The following is a 15,404-nucleotide window of genomic DNA, read 5'->3' on the forward strand; positions in this document are numbered from 1 at the left end:
ATGTCTAAGGAATCGTCGGCGGACATCGAGCTGCTGAAACTGGAACTGCTGCGGCGCCGACTCAACAAGTCGGCGACCCCGGCCGCGCAGCCCGATGGCGCGCGGCCGATCGCGCGTGCCGATCGCGACGGCGAATTGCCGTTGTCGTGGGCGCAGCAGCGCATGTGGTTCCTCGACCGGCTCGACCAGGCGGCCGGCGAGGCCTATCACGTGCCGGCAGCGCTGCGCCTGAAGGGCCGGCTCGACCGCCTGGCCTTGCAGTCGGCGCTCGACCGCATCGTCGCCCGCCACGAAAACCTGCGCACCCGCTTCGTCGGCGTCGACGGTTCGGCACGGCAGGAGATCGCGCCGGAACAGATCGGCTTCGTTCTGGTCGATCACGACCTGCGCGCATTGGCGCCGGCCGAGCGCGAAGCCGAGGCCACTCGGATCGGCCGCGACGAAGCGCTGGCGGCGTTCGATCTCGCCGCCGGCCCGCTGATCCGCGGCCGCCTGCTGCGCGTCGGCGACGACGAGCACGTGCTGCTGGTGACCCAGCACCACATCATTTCCGACGGCTGGTCGATGGGCGTGTTGGTGCGCGAAGTCAGCGCGCTCTACACCGCTTTCACTCAGGGCCGCGCCGACCCCTTGCCGGCGCTGCCGGTGCAATACGCCGACTACGCGGTGTGGCAGCGCCAGTGGCTGCAGGGCGAGGCCTTGCAGAAACACATCGACTTCTGGCGTTCCCACCTGGGCGGCGCGCCGACCCTGCTGGAACTGCCCGGCGACCGTCCGCGCCCGTCGCTGCAGAGCTATGCCGGCGACCGCATCCCGGTCGCGTTGCCGGCGGCGCTGACCGCGGCCCTGCGCGCGTTGTCGCAGCGTCACGGCACCACCGTGTTCATGACCCTGCTGGCCGGTTGGTCGGCGTTGATGTCGCGCTTGAGCGGTCAGGATGAGGTGGTGATCGGCACGCCGGTGGCCAATCGCGCCCGCACCGAACTCGAACCGCTGATCGGTCTGTTCATCAACACCCTGGCGCTGCGCGTCGACTTGCGCGACGACCCGACCGTCGCCGAGCTGCTGGCCCAGGTCAAGGCCACCACGCTCGGCGCCTATGCCCACCAGGAGCTGCCGTTCGAGCAAGTCGTCGAGGCGTTGGCGCCGGAGCGCAGCCTCGGCCACAGCCCCTTGTTCCAGGTGATGCTGACCCTCGACAACACGCCCGACAGCGGCAGTCTGGCGCTGCCCGGTCTGGAACTGAGCGCGGTCCCGGCGACCAATGCCAAGGCGCATTTCGACCTGCGCCTGTTGCTCGGCGATGCCGGCGACGACCTCAGCGGCGAGCTGGAGTACTCCAGCGACCTGTTCGGCCGCGCCACCGCCGAGCGCATGGTGCGGCAGTGGATCGCGCTGCTGCAGGGCATGGTCGGCGGCGATGCGCGCAAGGTCGGCGAGCTGAGCTTGTTGAGCACGGCCGAGCGCGAGCAGGTGCTGCGCGGGTTCAACGATCTGCGTGCCGATGCGGTGCACGACCGCACGATTCATGCGCAGTTCGAGGCGCAGGCGGCTTCCACTCCGGATGCCGAAGCGCTGTTGGTCGAAGACGAAGCACTGAGCTACACAGAGCTCAACCGCCGCGCTAACCAAGTCGCCCATCGTTTGATCTCGCTCGGCGTCAAACCCGACGACCGCGTGGCGATCTGCACCGAACGCAGCGTGGCGATGATCGTCGGCTTGCTGGGTGTGCTCAAGGCCGGTGCGGCGTACGTGCCGTTGGACCCAAGCTATCCGAGCGAGCGCCTGGCCTACATGTTGGAAGACAGCCGGCCCATCGCCTTGCTGACCCAGTCGGCGCTGCGCGCGGCGATGCCGATGCTGGAATCTTCGCCGCTGCCGCTGGTGGTGCTCGACGACGAGTCGCTGGCTCAGTACAGCGAAAGCAATCCGAGCGTCGAAGGCCTGACACCGCGCAACCTGGCTTATGTGATCTACACCTCCGGTTCGACCGGCCAGCCCAAGGGCGTGATGGTCGAGCATCGCTCGGCGGTGAACTTCTGGCGGGTGATGGGCGAGACCACCCATCGCGAACTGACGAAGCCGTCGCGCGTGGCCTTGAACGCCGCGTTCTCGTTCGACATGTCCTTGAAGGGCATCCTGCAACTGCTGTCGGGCCACGCCCTGGTGCTGATTCCGCAGTCGATCCGCGCCAATGGCCCAGCGATGCTGGACTTCATCGACCGTTACCGCATTGACGCCTTCGACAGCACGCCCTCGCAGTTGGAGGTATTGCTGGCGGCCGGCCTGATCGGCAAGCCCGGTCATCAGCCGACCAGCGTGCTGCTCGGCGGCGAGCCGATCGGCAAGGCGATGTGGGACAAGCTCAAAGCGTCGCCGAGCATCCACTTCCACAATATGTACGGCCCGACCGAGTGCACGGTCGACGCCACCATCGGCAGCATTCGGGACTCGGTCGGCGGCCCGAATATCGGCCGACCGATTGCGAACACGCCGGTGTATCTGCTCGACGCGCGCGGCGAGCCGGTGCCGGTCGGTGTGCCGGGCGAGTTGTTCCTGGGCGGCGTGCAGGTCGCACGCGGTTATCTGGATCGCCCGGAGCTGACCGCGGAACGTTTCGTCCGCGATCCGTTCTCGGCCGAAGCCGATGCGCGCATGTACAAGACCGGCGACCTCGGCCGCTGGCGCGCCGACGGCACGATCGAATACCTGGGCCGCAACGATTTCCAGGTCAAGATCCGTGGTTTCCGCATCGAACTCGGCGAGATCGAAGCGCGCCTGGCCGCCTGCGACGGTGTGCGCGAAGCGGTGGTGGTGGCACGCGAAGACGACGGCGGCGACAAGCGCCTGGTGGCCTATGTGGTGGCGGAGCAGGGCGCCGAGATCTCGGTGACCAACCTGCGCGAAGCGCTGGCCCGCGACTTGGCCGAGTACATGATCCCGAGCGCGTTCGTCGCTTTGGAGTCGTTGCCGTTGACCCCGAACGGCAAGCTGGATCGCAAGGCTTTGCCGTCTCCGGATCAGTCCGCGCTGGCGAGCCGCGAATACGAAGCGCCGCAAGGCGAGACCGAGCAGGCCATCGCCGGGGTTTGGCAGGACCTGCTCGGGATCGAGCGGGTCGGCCGCCACGACCACTTCTTCGAACTGGGCGGGCATTCGCTGCTGGTCATCAGCCTGATCGAACGCCTGCGCCAGTGCGGCCTCAACGTCGACGTGCGCACCGTGTTCACCACTCCGGTGCTGAGCGTGCTGGCCGGCAAGATCGCCGGCGAGGCCGAAGCGCCGGCGGCGGAGGTCGCGCCGAACCTGATCGTCGCCGGTACCACCGCGATCACCCCCGAGCTGCTGCCGCTGGTGACGCTGAACCAGGCCGAGATCGACGCCATCGTCGCCACCGTGCCCGGCGGCGCCGGCAACGTCCAGGACATCTACCCGCTGGCGCCGTTGCAGGAAGGCATCCTGTTCCACCACATGCTCGAGAACGACAGCGGCGGCGATACCTATCTGCTGCGCACCGTGCTCGGCTTCGACGGCCGCGAGCGCATGGACGCGTTCCTCGATGCCTTGCAGCAGGTCATCGACCGCCACGACATCCTGCGCAGCGCGGTGATCTGGCAGGGCCTGCCGCAGCCGGTGCAGGTCGTGTACCGGCAGGCGCCGTTGCCCCTGCACGAGGCCGAACTGTCGGCCGATTCGCCGGCCCTGCCGCAGTTGCTCGCCCACACCGACCCGCGCCGCATGCGCCTGGACCTGCAGCGCGCGCCGATCCTGGCGGCGTTCCGTGCCCAGGACCCGGACAGCGGCGAATGGCTGCTGGCCTTGTTGCGCCACCACGTCAGCGGCGACCACGTCGCCATGGCGCTGATCCTGTCGGAGATCCTGGCCCTGTTGCAGGGCCGCGGCGACGCGCTGCCGGCGAGCCTGCCGTACCGCAATTTCATCGCCGCCACCCGCGCCGTGCCCGAGGCCGAACACGAGGCCTGGTTCCGCGAGCAGCTCGGCCATGTCGACGAACCGACCGCGCCGTTCGGCGTGCTCGACGTGCAGAGCAGCGGCGAGCAGGCGCGCGAAGCGCGGATCGTGTTCGACGACGCGTTGGCGCGGCGCATCCGCGAACTAGCGCGCGAGCGCGGCGTGACCCCGGCGGTGCTGTTCCACGTCGCCTGGGCGCAAGTGCTGGCGCGCTGCAGCGGCCGCGACGAAGTGGTGTTCGGCACGGTGCTGTCGGGCCGCCTGCAGGGTTCGGAGGGCGCCGACCAAGTGGTCGGCATGTTCCTCAACACCTTGCCGATCCGCATCCCGGTCGGCGGCGCAGCCGTGGCCGAGGCGGTGCGCGACACCCACCATCGGCTCAGCGAACTGCTGGCCCACGAGCAGGCCTCGCTGGCCCTGGCCCAGCGGTGCAGCGCGATCGCGCCGCCGTTGCCCTTGTTTACCGCCTTGCTCAACTATCGCCACAGCCACGAGCCCGGCAACGCCGCCGAGGAGCAGGCCATGGCCGAGGCCTGGGACGGCGTGTACGTGCTCAAGGACGACACCCGCAACAACTATCCGCTGACCATGTCGGTCGAGGACCTCGGCCAGGGCTTCGGCCTGACCGCGCTGTCGGTGCCGGGCATCGACGGCCCGCGCGTGGTCCGCTACATGCAGACTGCGATGGAGTCCTTGATCGGCGCGCTCGAAGCCGGCGGCGACACGCCGTTGCAGGCGTTGCCGATCCTGCCGGTCTCCGAACGCGAGCAAGTGCTGGGCGAGTTCAACGACCAGCGCGCGGATGCGGTGCACGACCGCACGATGCATGCCTTGTTCGAGGCACAGGCGGCTTCCACGCCGGATGCCGAGGCGCTGTTAGTCGAAGACGATGTGCTGAGCTACGGCGAACTCAACCGCCGCGCCAACCGGGTCGCGCACCGTCTGATCGCGCTCGGCGTCAAACCCGACGACCGTGTGGCGATCTGCACCGAACGCAGCGTGGCGATGATCGTCGGCTTGCTGGGCGTGCTCAAGGCCGGCGCCGCTTACGTGCCGCTGGACCCGAGTTATCCGATCGAGCGCCTGGCTTACATGCTCGAAGACAGCCGGCCCATCGCGCTGCTGACCCAGTCGGCCTTACGCGCGGCGATGCCGATGCTGGAATCGTCGCCACTGCCGCTGGTGGTGCTCGACGACGAGTCGTTGGTCGAGCAGAGCGAAAGCAATCCAAGCATCGCTGGCCTGACGCCGCGCAATCTGGCCTACGTGATCTACACCTCCGGTTCGACCGGTCAGCCCAAGGGCGTGATGGTCGAGCACCGCTCGGCGGTGAACTTCTGGCGGGTGATGGGCGAGACCACCCATCGCGAATTGGGCGCCGGTTCTCGTGTCGCCCTCAATGCGGCGTTCTCGTTCGACATGTCGCTGAAGGGCATCCTGCAACTGCTGTCGGGCCACGCCCTGGTGCTGATCCCGCAGTCGATCCGCGCCAACGGCCCGGCGATGCTGGAGTTCATCGACCGCTACCGCATCGATGCCTTCGACAGCACGCCCTCGCAGTTGGAGGTGTTGCTGGCGGCCGGCCTGATCGGCAAGCCCGGTCATCAGCCGACCAGCGTGCTGCTCGGCGGCGAGCCGATCGGCAAGGCGATGTGGGACAAGCTCAAGGCCTCGCCGAGCATCCACTTCCACAATATGTACGGCCCGACCGAGTGCACGGTCGATGCGACCATCGGCAGCATCCGCGATGCGGTCGGCGGCCCGAATATCGGCCGTCCGATTGCGAACACGCCGGTGTACTTGCTCGACAGCCGCGGCGAGCCGGTGCCGGTCGGCGTGCCGGGCGAGCTGTTCCTCGGCGGCGTACAAGTCGCACGCGGCTATCTGGATCGCCCGGAGCTGACTGCCGAACGTTTCCTGCGCGACCCGTTCTCGACCGAAGCCGATGCGCGCATGTACAAGACCGGCGACCTCGGCCGCTGGCGCGCCGACGGCACCATCGAGTACCTGGGCCGCAACGATTTCCAGGTCAAGATCCGCGGTTTCCGCATCGAGCTGGGCGAGATCGAAGCACGCCTGACTGCCTGCGACGGCGTGCGCGAAGCAGTGGTGATCGCACGCGAAGAAGACAGCGGCGACAAGCGCCTGGTGGCCTATGTGGTGGCGGAGCAGGGCGTCGAGATCTCGGTGACCAACCTGCGCGAAGCGCTGGCGCGCGACTTGGCGGAGTACATGATCCCGAGCGCGTTCGTCGCTTTGGAGTCGTTGCCGTTGACCCCGAACGGCAAGCTCGACCGCAAGGCCTTGCCGTCGCCGGACCAGTCGGCCTTGGCCAGTCGCGAGTACGAAGCGCCGCTCGGCGAAGTCGAGCAGACCCTGGCCGAGATATGGCAGGACTTGCTCGGCATCGAGCGGGTCGGCCGCCACGACCATTTCTTCGAACTCGGCGGTCACTCGCTGCTGATCATGCAGCTGGCGATCCGGGTGCGCGAGCGCTTCGAAGTCGAGATCCCGCTGCGCACCCTGTTCGAGCAGCCGACCTTGTCCTTCCTCGCCGGGCTGGTGGTGTCGGCGCAGATCGAATCCTTCGCCGAGAGCGACGTCGCCGACATCGAGCAGTCGCTCGGCGAACTGAGCGAGAGCGAGTTGTTGGCCCTGTTGTCGGAGGACGCCGTCGATGAACGATGAGCAAAGCGTTAAGCTCGAACAGCTGCGGCGCGCCGTGGCCCTGCAGCAGTTGCGCAAGCGCGAAGGCGCGCGCCGCGAGACGGTGGTCACGCCGCCGATGCAGCGCGCCGACCGCGCTGCGACCCTGCCGTTGTCGTGGGCGCAGCAGCGCATGTGGTTCCTCGACCGTCTCGACCACGCCGCTAGCGCCGCCTACCACATGCCGGTGGCGCTGCGCCTGCGCGGTCGTCTGAATCGCGATGCGCTGAAGGCCACCCTCGACCGTCTGGTGGTGCGCCACGAGAACCTGCGCACCCGCTTCGTCGCCGTCGACGGTACCCCGGCGCAGATGATCGACCCGGCCGAGCGCGGTTTCGACCTGATCGAAGAAGACCTGAGCGGCTTGTCCGCCGATGCGCGCGAAGCGGCGGTGGCCGAACGCGGCCTCGCCGAGGCGCATGCCTTGTTCGACCTCGCTGCCGGACCGCTGGTGCGCGGGCGCCTGTTGCGCCTGGCCGACGACGAGCATGTGCTGCTGGTCACCCAGCACCACATCGTCTCCGACGGCTGGTCGCTCGGCGTGCTGGTCAAGGAAGTGACCGCGCTGTACACCGCTTTCAGCCAGGGCCAGGACGATCCGCTGCCGCCGTTGGCGATCCAGTACGCCGACTACGCCGCGTGGCAGCGGCAGTGGCTGCGGGGCGAGACCCTGCAGCAGGAAATCGAATTCTGGCGCGAGCGCCTGAGCGGCGCGCCGGCGCTGTTGGAGCTGCCGACCGACCGGCCGCGCCCGGCCGCGCAGAGCTATGCCGGCGATCGCTTCGACCTGCAGATCCCGGCGGCGTTGACCGCGAGCCTGCGCGCGCTGTCGCAGCGCCACGGCACCACCTTGTTCATGACTTTGCTCGCGGCCTGGGCGACCCTGTTGTCGCGCCTGAGCGGTCAGGACGAAGTCGTCATCGGCACCTCGGTGGCCAACCGCCGCCGCAGCGAGCTGGAACCGCTGATCGGCTTGTTCCTCAACACCCTGGCGTTGCGCGTCGACCTGCAGGGCGAGCCGAGCACGGCCGAGCTGCAGCAGCGGATCAAGGCGACCACGCTCGACGCCTATGCCCACCAGGACCTGCCGTTCGAGCAGGTGGTCGAGGCGCTGCAGCCGCAGCGTTCGCTCAGCCACAGCCCGATCTTCCAGACCATGCTGGCGTTCAACAATACCGCCGCCGGCGGCGTGTTGCGCCTGCCGGAACTGGAACTGTCGGCGATCGACACGCCGCGCCAGACCGCGCATTTCGATCTGGAACTGGCGGTCAACGACACCGGCGAGGCGCTCGAAGCCAGCTTCGCCTATGCCACCGACCTGTTCGACCGCGCCACCATGCAGCGCTACGCCGGGCATCTGCTGAGCCTGCTCGAAGCGATGACGGCGGACGACAGCGCCACGGTCGCGCGTCTGCCTTTGCTCGATGCGGCCGAACGCGAGCGTCTGCTGAAGACCTGCAACGACACCGTCGCGGCCTATTCGCAGGACCGCTGCGCGCACGAGCTGTTCGAAGCGCAGGCTGCGCGCACGCCTGAGGCGGTCGCGCTGATCTGCGGCGAGACCCGGCTCAGCTACGCCGAACTCGAGCGCCGTGCCAATAGACTGGCGCACCGCTTGATAGCGCTCGGCGTGAAACCCGATGATCGCGTCGCCATCTGCACCGAGCGCAGCGAGGCGATGGCGATCGGCCTGCTCGCCACGCTCAAGGCCGGCGCGGGCTACGTGCCGCTGGAGCCGACTTATCCCGACGAGCGCCTGGCCTACATGCTCGGCGACAGCGCACCGGTGGCGGTGCTGGTGTCGCCGTCGCTGCGCGGCCGCATCGAGGCCTTGTCGTCGACCGCGAGCCTGCTCGCTCTCGACGAAAGCCAGTGGTCGGACGGCGCCGAAGACGCCCCGCAAGTCGCCGTGCTGACGCCGGCGCATCTGGCCTACGTCATCTACACCTCGGGTTCGACCGGGCGCCCCAAGGGCGTGATGGTGCATCACCAGGGCCTGGTGAATTATCTCGAACACGCGCGGCGCGAATACCTCGGCGCGGCGGTGCAGGGCGCGTTGGTGGCGACGCCGTTCGGCTTCGACGCCACCGTGACCAGCTTGTTGACGCCGTGGCTCGCGGGCAAGCCGGTGGTGCTGCTGGCCGAACAAGCGCAAGCTTGCCTGGGCCAGTTGCTCGACTACGCCGGCCATAAGCAGCCGTGGTTGTTCAAGCTGACCCCGGCGCATCTGGACGCGCTGTCCAATCTGGCCGCCGTACCGGTGTCTGCGACCGCGCACGTGCTGGTGGTCGGCGGCGAGCAACTGACCCGCCGCGGCCTGCAGCGTTTCCGCGAACGCGTGTTGCCGGCCTCGGTGGTGATCAACGAATACGGCCCGACCGAAACCGTGGTCGGCTGCACCGTTTACGTCAGCGAGGCCGGCGAGGCGCCGTCCGCCGCCGACGCGGTGCCGATCGGCCAGCCGATCGCCAACACCCGCATCTATCTGCTCGACCGCCTCGGCGCGCCGGTGCCGGTCGGCGTCGCCGGCGAAGTGCATATCGGCGGGGTGCAGGTCGCGCGCGGCTATCTCGGCCGCCCCGAACTGAGCGCCGAGCGCTTCCTCGACGACCCGTTCGTGGGCGTCGCCGGCGCGCGCATGTACCGCACCGGCGACCTCGCGCGCTGGAGGATCGACGGCCAACTCGAATACCTCGGCCGCAACGATTTCCAGGTCAAGATCCGCGGCTTCCGCATCGAACTCGGTGAAATCGAGACGCGGCTCGCCGCCTGCGCTGGCGTCGCCGAGGCTATCGTGATCGCCCGCGAAGACAGCCCCGGCGATCAACGCCTGGTCGCTTACGTCCTGGCCGAGAGCAGCGCCGTGCCGCAGCCGGGTGAACTACGCGAAGCGCTGGCGCGCGAGCTGGCCGAATACATGCTGCCGAGCGCCTTTGTGGTGGTCGAGGCCTGGCCGCTGACCGCGAACGGCAAGCTCGACCGCGCCGCGTTGCCGTCGCCGGACGCCTCGGCGGTGGCCGCGCGCGCCTATGAAGCGCCGCAGGGCGAGGCCGAACTCGCCGTTGCCGAAGTCTGGCAGGCCCTGCTCGGGGTCGAGCGGGTCGGCCGCCACGACCAGTTCTTCGCACTTGGCGGCCACTCGCTGCTGGCGATGGTGCTGATCGAGCGCCTGCGCCAACGCGGCTACAACGCCGACATCGGCGCGGTGTTCACCGCACCGAGCCTGAGCGAACTCGCGCAGCGCCTGGTGCCGATCGCCGGCGCCGCCTCCGACGCCTACCAGGTGCCGGCCAATCTGATCCCCGACGTGTTCGCCGCCTCCGGCGCGGACGCGGACACCGAGGAATTCCAAGTATGAGTCTCGACGAACTGCTGGCCCGATTACGCGAACTCGGCGTCGCCGTGCTGGTCAAGCAAGGCGAATTGTCGATCCGCGCGCCGCGCGGCGCGATGGGCCCGGAACTGCTGGAGCAGCTGAAACTGCACAAGCCGGCGCTGCTGGCGATGGCGGTCGAGGACGGCGTCGATCTGGTGGGCGGCGGCCGCGAGGCATCGGCGAAGATCACTCCGCAGATGTTGCCGCTGGTGAGCTTGAGCCAGGAGCAGATCGACGGCATCGTTGCGGCCGTGCCAGGTGGCGTGGCCAACATCCAGGACATCTATCCGCTGGCGCCGTTGCAGGAAGGGATCCTGTTCCACCACCTGCTCGAAGGCGAGGACGGCGGCGATACCTATCTGCTGCGTTCGGTCGTAGCCTTCGCGGCGCGCGACCGCCTCGACGCCTTCCTCGGCGCGTTGCAGGCGGTGATCGATCGCCACGACATCCTGCGCAGCGCGGTGCGCTGGCAGGGCCTGACCGAGCCGGTGCAGGTGGTGCATCGCCGCGCGCCGTTGCCGCTGACAGAACTGACCCCGGACGCCGGCGAGACCGCGATGGACTGCCTGCTGCGGCGCACCGATCCGCGCCGCCATCGCATCGACCTGCAACGCGCGCCGAACCTGGCCGCGCAGATCGTGTTTGATGGCGACAGCGGCGAATGGTTGCTGGCCTTGCTCAACCATCACATGGTCTGCGACCACGTCACGATGGAGCTGATCCTCGGCGAGATCCATCTGCTGCTGCAGGGGCAGGGCGCCTTGCTGCGGGCGCCGTTGCCGTACCGCAATTTCATCGCCCGCACCCGCGCTGTCGGCGATGCCGAACATGAGGCCTATTTCCGCGCGCAGCTGGGCCATATCGACGAAGCCACCGCGCCGTTCGGCGTGCTCGACGTGCAGGGCGACGGCGCCGCCGTGGCCGAAGCGCGAGTCGAATTCGACGACGCGCTGGCCTCGGCGATCCGCGAATCCGCGCGCAACCACGGCGTGACCCCGGCGGTGCTGTTCCATGTGGCCTGGGCACAGGTCCTGGGCCAGTGCTGCGGCCGCGACGAGGTCGTGTTCGGCACGGTGCTGTCCGGCCGCCTGCAGGGCGCCGACGTGGCCGAGAACGTGGTCGGCATGTTCATCAACACCTTGCCGATGCGGGTCGCGCTGGCCGGGGTGGAGGTCGGCGACGCGGTCCGCGACGCCTATCGCGCGCTCGGCGAATTGCTCGCTCACGAGCAGGCCTCGCTGGCGCTGGCCCAGCGCTGCAGCGGCGTGCGCGCACCGACGCCCTTGTTCACTACCCTGCTCAACTACCGCCACAGCCACCAGGAAAGCGCCGCCGAGTCGGAAGACGCCGCGAGGGTCTGGGCCGGCATGCGCCGCATCGGCGGCGAGGACCGCACCAATTACCCGCTGACGATGTCGGTCAACGACCGCGGCCACGGCTTCGGTCTGTCGACCCTGGCGGTGCCGGGCATCGACGGCCCGCGCCTGATGGCCTATCTGGAAACCGCGGTGCTTGCGCTGGTCGATGCGCTCGCACGCGAGCCGCAGCGTGCATTGCGCGGTCTACCAGTGTTGCCGGCGTCCGAGCGCGAGCAAGTGCTCGGCGGCTTCGGCGCCGCCCGCGCCAGCTTCCGCAGCCAGGACAGCATCCACGGCCTGTTCGAGGCCCAGGCGACGCGCGATCCCGACGCCGTTGCGCTCAACTTCGACGGCGCCCGCCTGAGCTACGGCGAACTCAACCGCCGCGCCAATCAGGTCGCGCACCGTCTGCTCGAACTCGGCGTGCGCGCCGATGATCGCGTCGCGATCTGCATCGGGCGCGGTTTCGACATGCTGGTCGGCGTGCTCGGCATTCTCAAGGCCGGCGCCGGTTACGTGCCGCTGGACCCGGTGTATCCGGCCGACCGCTTGAGCTACATGCTCGGCGACAGCGCGCCGGTGGCGGTGTTGACCTCGGCCACCCTGCGCGATGAGTTGCCCTTGCTCGGCGAAGCGAATGCGCCCTTGCTGGTGCTCGACGACGGCTCGCTTGCCGACCGGCCCGTGCACGATCCGGCGTTGGCGGTCGAGCCCGATCATTTGGCCTATGTGATCTACACCTCCGGCTCGACCGGCCAACCCAAGGGCGTGATGGTCGAACACGGCCACGTCGTGCGCCTGTTCGCGGCGACCCGGCCCTGGTTCGAGTTCGGCCGCGACGACGTCTGGACCCTGTTCCACTCGTTCGCGTTCGACTTCTCGGTCTGGGAAATCTGGGGCGCGCTGTTCCACGGCGGCCGCCTGGTGGTGGTGCCGGAGCTGTGCGCGCGCACCCCGGCCGAGTTCTACGAACTGCTCGCCGAGCAAGGCGTGACCGTGCTCAACCAGACCCCGAGTGCGTTCCGCGCGCTGATCGCGGCGCAGGCGCGCAGCGATCGGTCGCATGCGCTGCGCGCGGTGATCTTCGGCGGCGAAGCGCTGGAGCTGCACACCCTGGCGCCGTGGATCGAGCGCAACGATTGCGAACGCACGCAGTTGATCAACATGTACGGCATCACCGAGATCACCGTGCACGCGAGCTATCGGCGCATCCGCGCCGAGGACGTGCGCCAGGCCCGCGGCAGCGTGATCGGTTGCGCGATCCCGGACCTGCAGCTGTACGTGCTCGACGGTCAGTTGCAGCCCGTGCCGGTCGGCGTGGCCGGCGAGTTGTACGTCGGCGGCGACGGCGTCGCCCGTGGCTATCTCAACCGCGCCGAACTCAGCGCCGAGCGCTTCCTGCGCGATCCGTTCTCGGCCTCGCCGCAGGCGCGGCTGTACAAGACCGGCGACCTTGGCCGCTGGCTGCCCGACGGCGATCTCGAATACCTCGGCCGCAACGATTTCCAGGTCAAGATCCGCGGGTTCCGCATCGAACTGGGCGAAATCGAAGCCAAGCTGGCCGCTTGCGCCGGCATCGCCGAGGCGGTGGTGATCGCGCGCGAAGACCAGCCGGGCGACAAGCGCCTGGTGGCGTATTTCATCGCCGCCGACGGCGCCGAACCGAGCGCGGCCGAACTGCGCGAAGCGCTGGCGCGCGAGCTGGCCGAGTACATGATCCCGAGCGCCTTCGTGCGCCTGCAGACCTTGCCGCTGACCGCGAATGGCAAGCTCGACCGCAAGGCGCTGCCGGCGCCGGACCAGGCCTCGGTGTCGAGCCGGAGCTTCGAGGCGCCGCAAGGCGAGACCGAGCGCGTCATCGCCCAGGCCTGGCAGGAACTGCTGGGCCTGGAACGGGTCGGCCGCCACGATCATTTCTTCGAGCTCGGCGGCCACTCGCTGCTGTTGATCGGCCTGATCGAGCGTTTGCGCCAGCACGGCCTGTCGGTCGACGTGCGCAGCGTGTTCGCCGCGCCGACCCTGAGCGCGCTCGCAGCGCGCGCGGACGCTGCCAACACGCCGGACGAAGCCACGGTGCCGGCCAACCGCATCGGTGCCGATACCGTCGCCATCACCCCGGAGCTGTTGCCGCTGGTGGCGCTGGAACAGGCGCAGATCGACGCCATCGTCGCCGCGGTCCCGGACGGGGTCGGCAACGTTCAGGACATCTACCCGCTGGCGCCGCTGCAGAAGGGCATCCTGTTCCACCACCTGCTCGAGAACCAGAGCCAGGGCGACACCTATCTGCTGCGCTCGGTGGTGGCCTTCGACGGCCGCGAGCGTCTCGACCGTTTCCTCGGCGCCCTGCAGCAAGTGATCGATCGCCACGACATCCTGCGCAGCGCCGTGCACTGGGACGGCCTGCCGCAACCGGTGCAAGTGGTGCAGCGGCGCGCGCCGCTGCCGGTCACGGAAGTGGCGCTGGCTGCGGGCGAGGCGGCCTTGCCGCAGTTGTTGGCGCACAGCGACACCAACCGCATCCGCCTCGATCTGACCCGGGCGCCGGTGATGGCCGCGCAGATCGCTTTCGACGCCGAGTCGGGCGAATGGCTGCTGGCCCTGCTGACCCACCACATCGTCGAGGACAACTACTCCAAGCAGCTCATGCTCAAGGAAGCCGAGCTGTTGCTGCAGGGGCAGGGCGCGCTGTTGCCGGCGCCGATGCCGTACCGCAATTTCATCGCCCGCACCGTGGCCGCGCCGGAACAGCGCCATGAGCCCTGGTTCCGCGAGCAGTTCGGCGACGTCGACGAGCCGACCGCTCCGTTCGGCGTGCTCGACGTGCAGGTCGACGGCGCCCGCGCCAACGAGTCGCGGGTCGAGTTCGCCGATGCCTTCGCCGTGCGCGTGCGCGAAACCGCGCGTCACTGGGGGGTGACGCCGTCGGTGCTGTTCCACTTGGCCTGGGCCCGCGTGCTCGGCCAGTGCAGCGGCCGCGACGACGTCGTGTTCGGCACCGTGCTGTCGGGCCGCATGCAGGGCTCGGAAGGCGCCGACCAGGTGGTCGGCATGTTCCTCAACACCTTGCCGGTGCGGGTCGGCCTGGCCGGACGCAATGTCGGCCAAGCCGTGCGCGACACCTATGGCTTCCTCGGCGAGCTGCTGGAGCGCGAGCAGGCTTCGCTGGCGTTGGCCCAGCAGTGCAGCGCGATCCTGCCGCCGTTGCCGCTGTTCACCGCTTTGTTGAACTATCGCAACCGCCGCGAGGTGCGCCAGGGCGACACTCGCGACGCCGATGCGGCCTGGGAAGGCATGCGCCTGATCGGCGGCGACGCCCGCAACAACTATCCGTTGACCCTGTCGGTGGAGGACCGCGGCGAAGGTTTCGGCCTGACCCTGTTGTCGGTGGCCGGCATCGACGGCCCGCGCGTGGTCCGCTACATGCAGACCGCGATGGAGTCCTTGATCGCCGCGCTCGAAACCGGCGGCGAGACCTCGCTGCTGAGCCTGCCGATCCTGCCGGGCGCGGAGCGCGAGCAGGTGCTGCGCGAGTTCAACGATCTGCGTGCCGATGCGGTGCATGACCGCACGATTCATGCGCAGTTCGAGGCGCAGGCGGCTTCCACGCCGGATGCCGAAGCGCTTTTGGTCGAAGACGAAGTCCTGAGCTACGCCGAACTGAACCGTCGCGCCAACCGGGTCGCGCACCGCTTGATCGCGCTCGGCGTTAAACCCGACGACCGGGTGGCGATCTGCACCGAGCGCAGCGTGGCGATGATCGTCGGCTTGCTGGGTGTGCTCAAGGCCGGTGCGGCCTACGTGCCGCTCGACCCGAGCTATCCGATCGAGCGCCTGGCTTACATGCTCGAAGACAGCCGGCCCATCGCGCTGCTGACCCAGTCGGCCTTGCGTGCGGCGATGCCGATGTTGGAGTCGTCGCCGCTGCCGGTGCTGGTGCTCGACGACGAGTCGCTGGCCGAGCAGAGCGAAAGCAATCCGAGTATCGAAGGCCT

3 protein-coding genes (1 of these 3 cut by a window edge) are annotated in these 15,404 nt (G+C 68.9%); all 3 read left to right on the top strand.

Going from position 1 to position 15,404, the window contains the following annotated elements; translation table 11 throughout:
• Tightly spaced (each overlapping or abutting the next), the 3 genes in view from LC490_RS04770 to LC490_RS04780 form a layout consistent with a single transcriptional unit that may run on beyond the window.
• Positions 1-6,660 carry a non-ribosomal peptide synthetase gene (locus LC490_RS04770; protein WP_223619453.1) on the top strand — a complete coding sequence of 2,220 codons (6,660 nt, stop codon included), beginning with the start codon at positions 1-3 and terminating at the stop codon, positions 6,658-6,660.
• Positions 6,650-10,036 carry a non-ribosomal peptide synthetase gene (locus LC490_RS04775; RefSeq protein WP_223619454.1) on the top strand — a complete coding sequence of 1,129 codons (3,387 nt, stop codon included), beginning with the start codon at positions 6,650-6,652 and terminating at the stop codon, positions 10,034-10,036. Before LC490_RS04770 ends, LC490_RS04775 begins: the two co-directional genes overlap by 11 nt.
• Positions 10,033-15,404: the 5' portion of a non-ribosomal peptide synthetase gene (locus LC490_RS04780; protein ID WP_223619455.1), read on the top strand. The gene runs 1,441 nt beyond the window's last position; only the first 5,372 of its 6,813 coding nucleotides appear in the window; its start codon is at positions 10,033-10,035; its stop codon lies off the right edge, out of view. The genes LC490_RS04775 and LC490_RS04780 overlap by 4 nt, the downstream gene beginning before the upstream one ends.

It is taken from the genome of Lysobacter sp. ESA13C (assembly GCF_019970005.1).
Classification (GTDB): domain Bacteria; phylum Pseudomonadota; class Gammaproteobacteria; order Xanthomonadales; family Xanthomonadaceae; genus Lysobacter; species Lysobacter antibioticus_B.

What these genes read in the sequence shown, in the direction of transcription:
- LC490_RS04770 (WP_223619453.1), top strand. Translation starts at nt 1, where the DNA reads ATGTCTAAGGAATCGTCGGCGGACATCGAGCTGCTGAAACTGGAACTG.
- LC490_RS04775 (WP_223619454.1), top strand. Translation starts at nt 6,650, where the DNA reads ATGAACGATGAGCAAAGCGTTAAGCTCGAACAGCTGCGGCGCGCCGTG.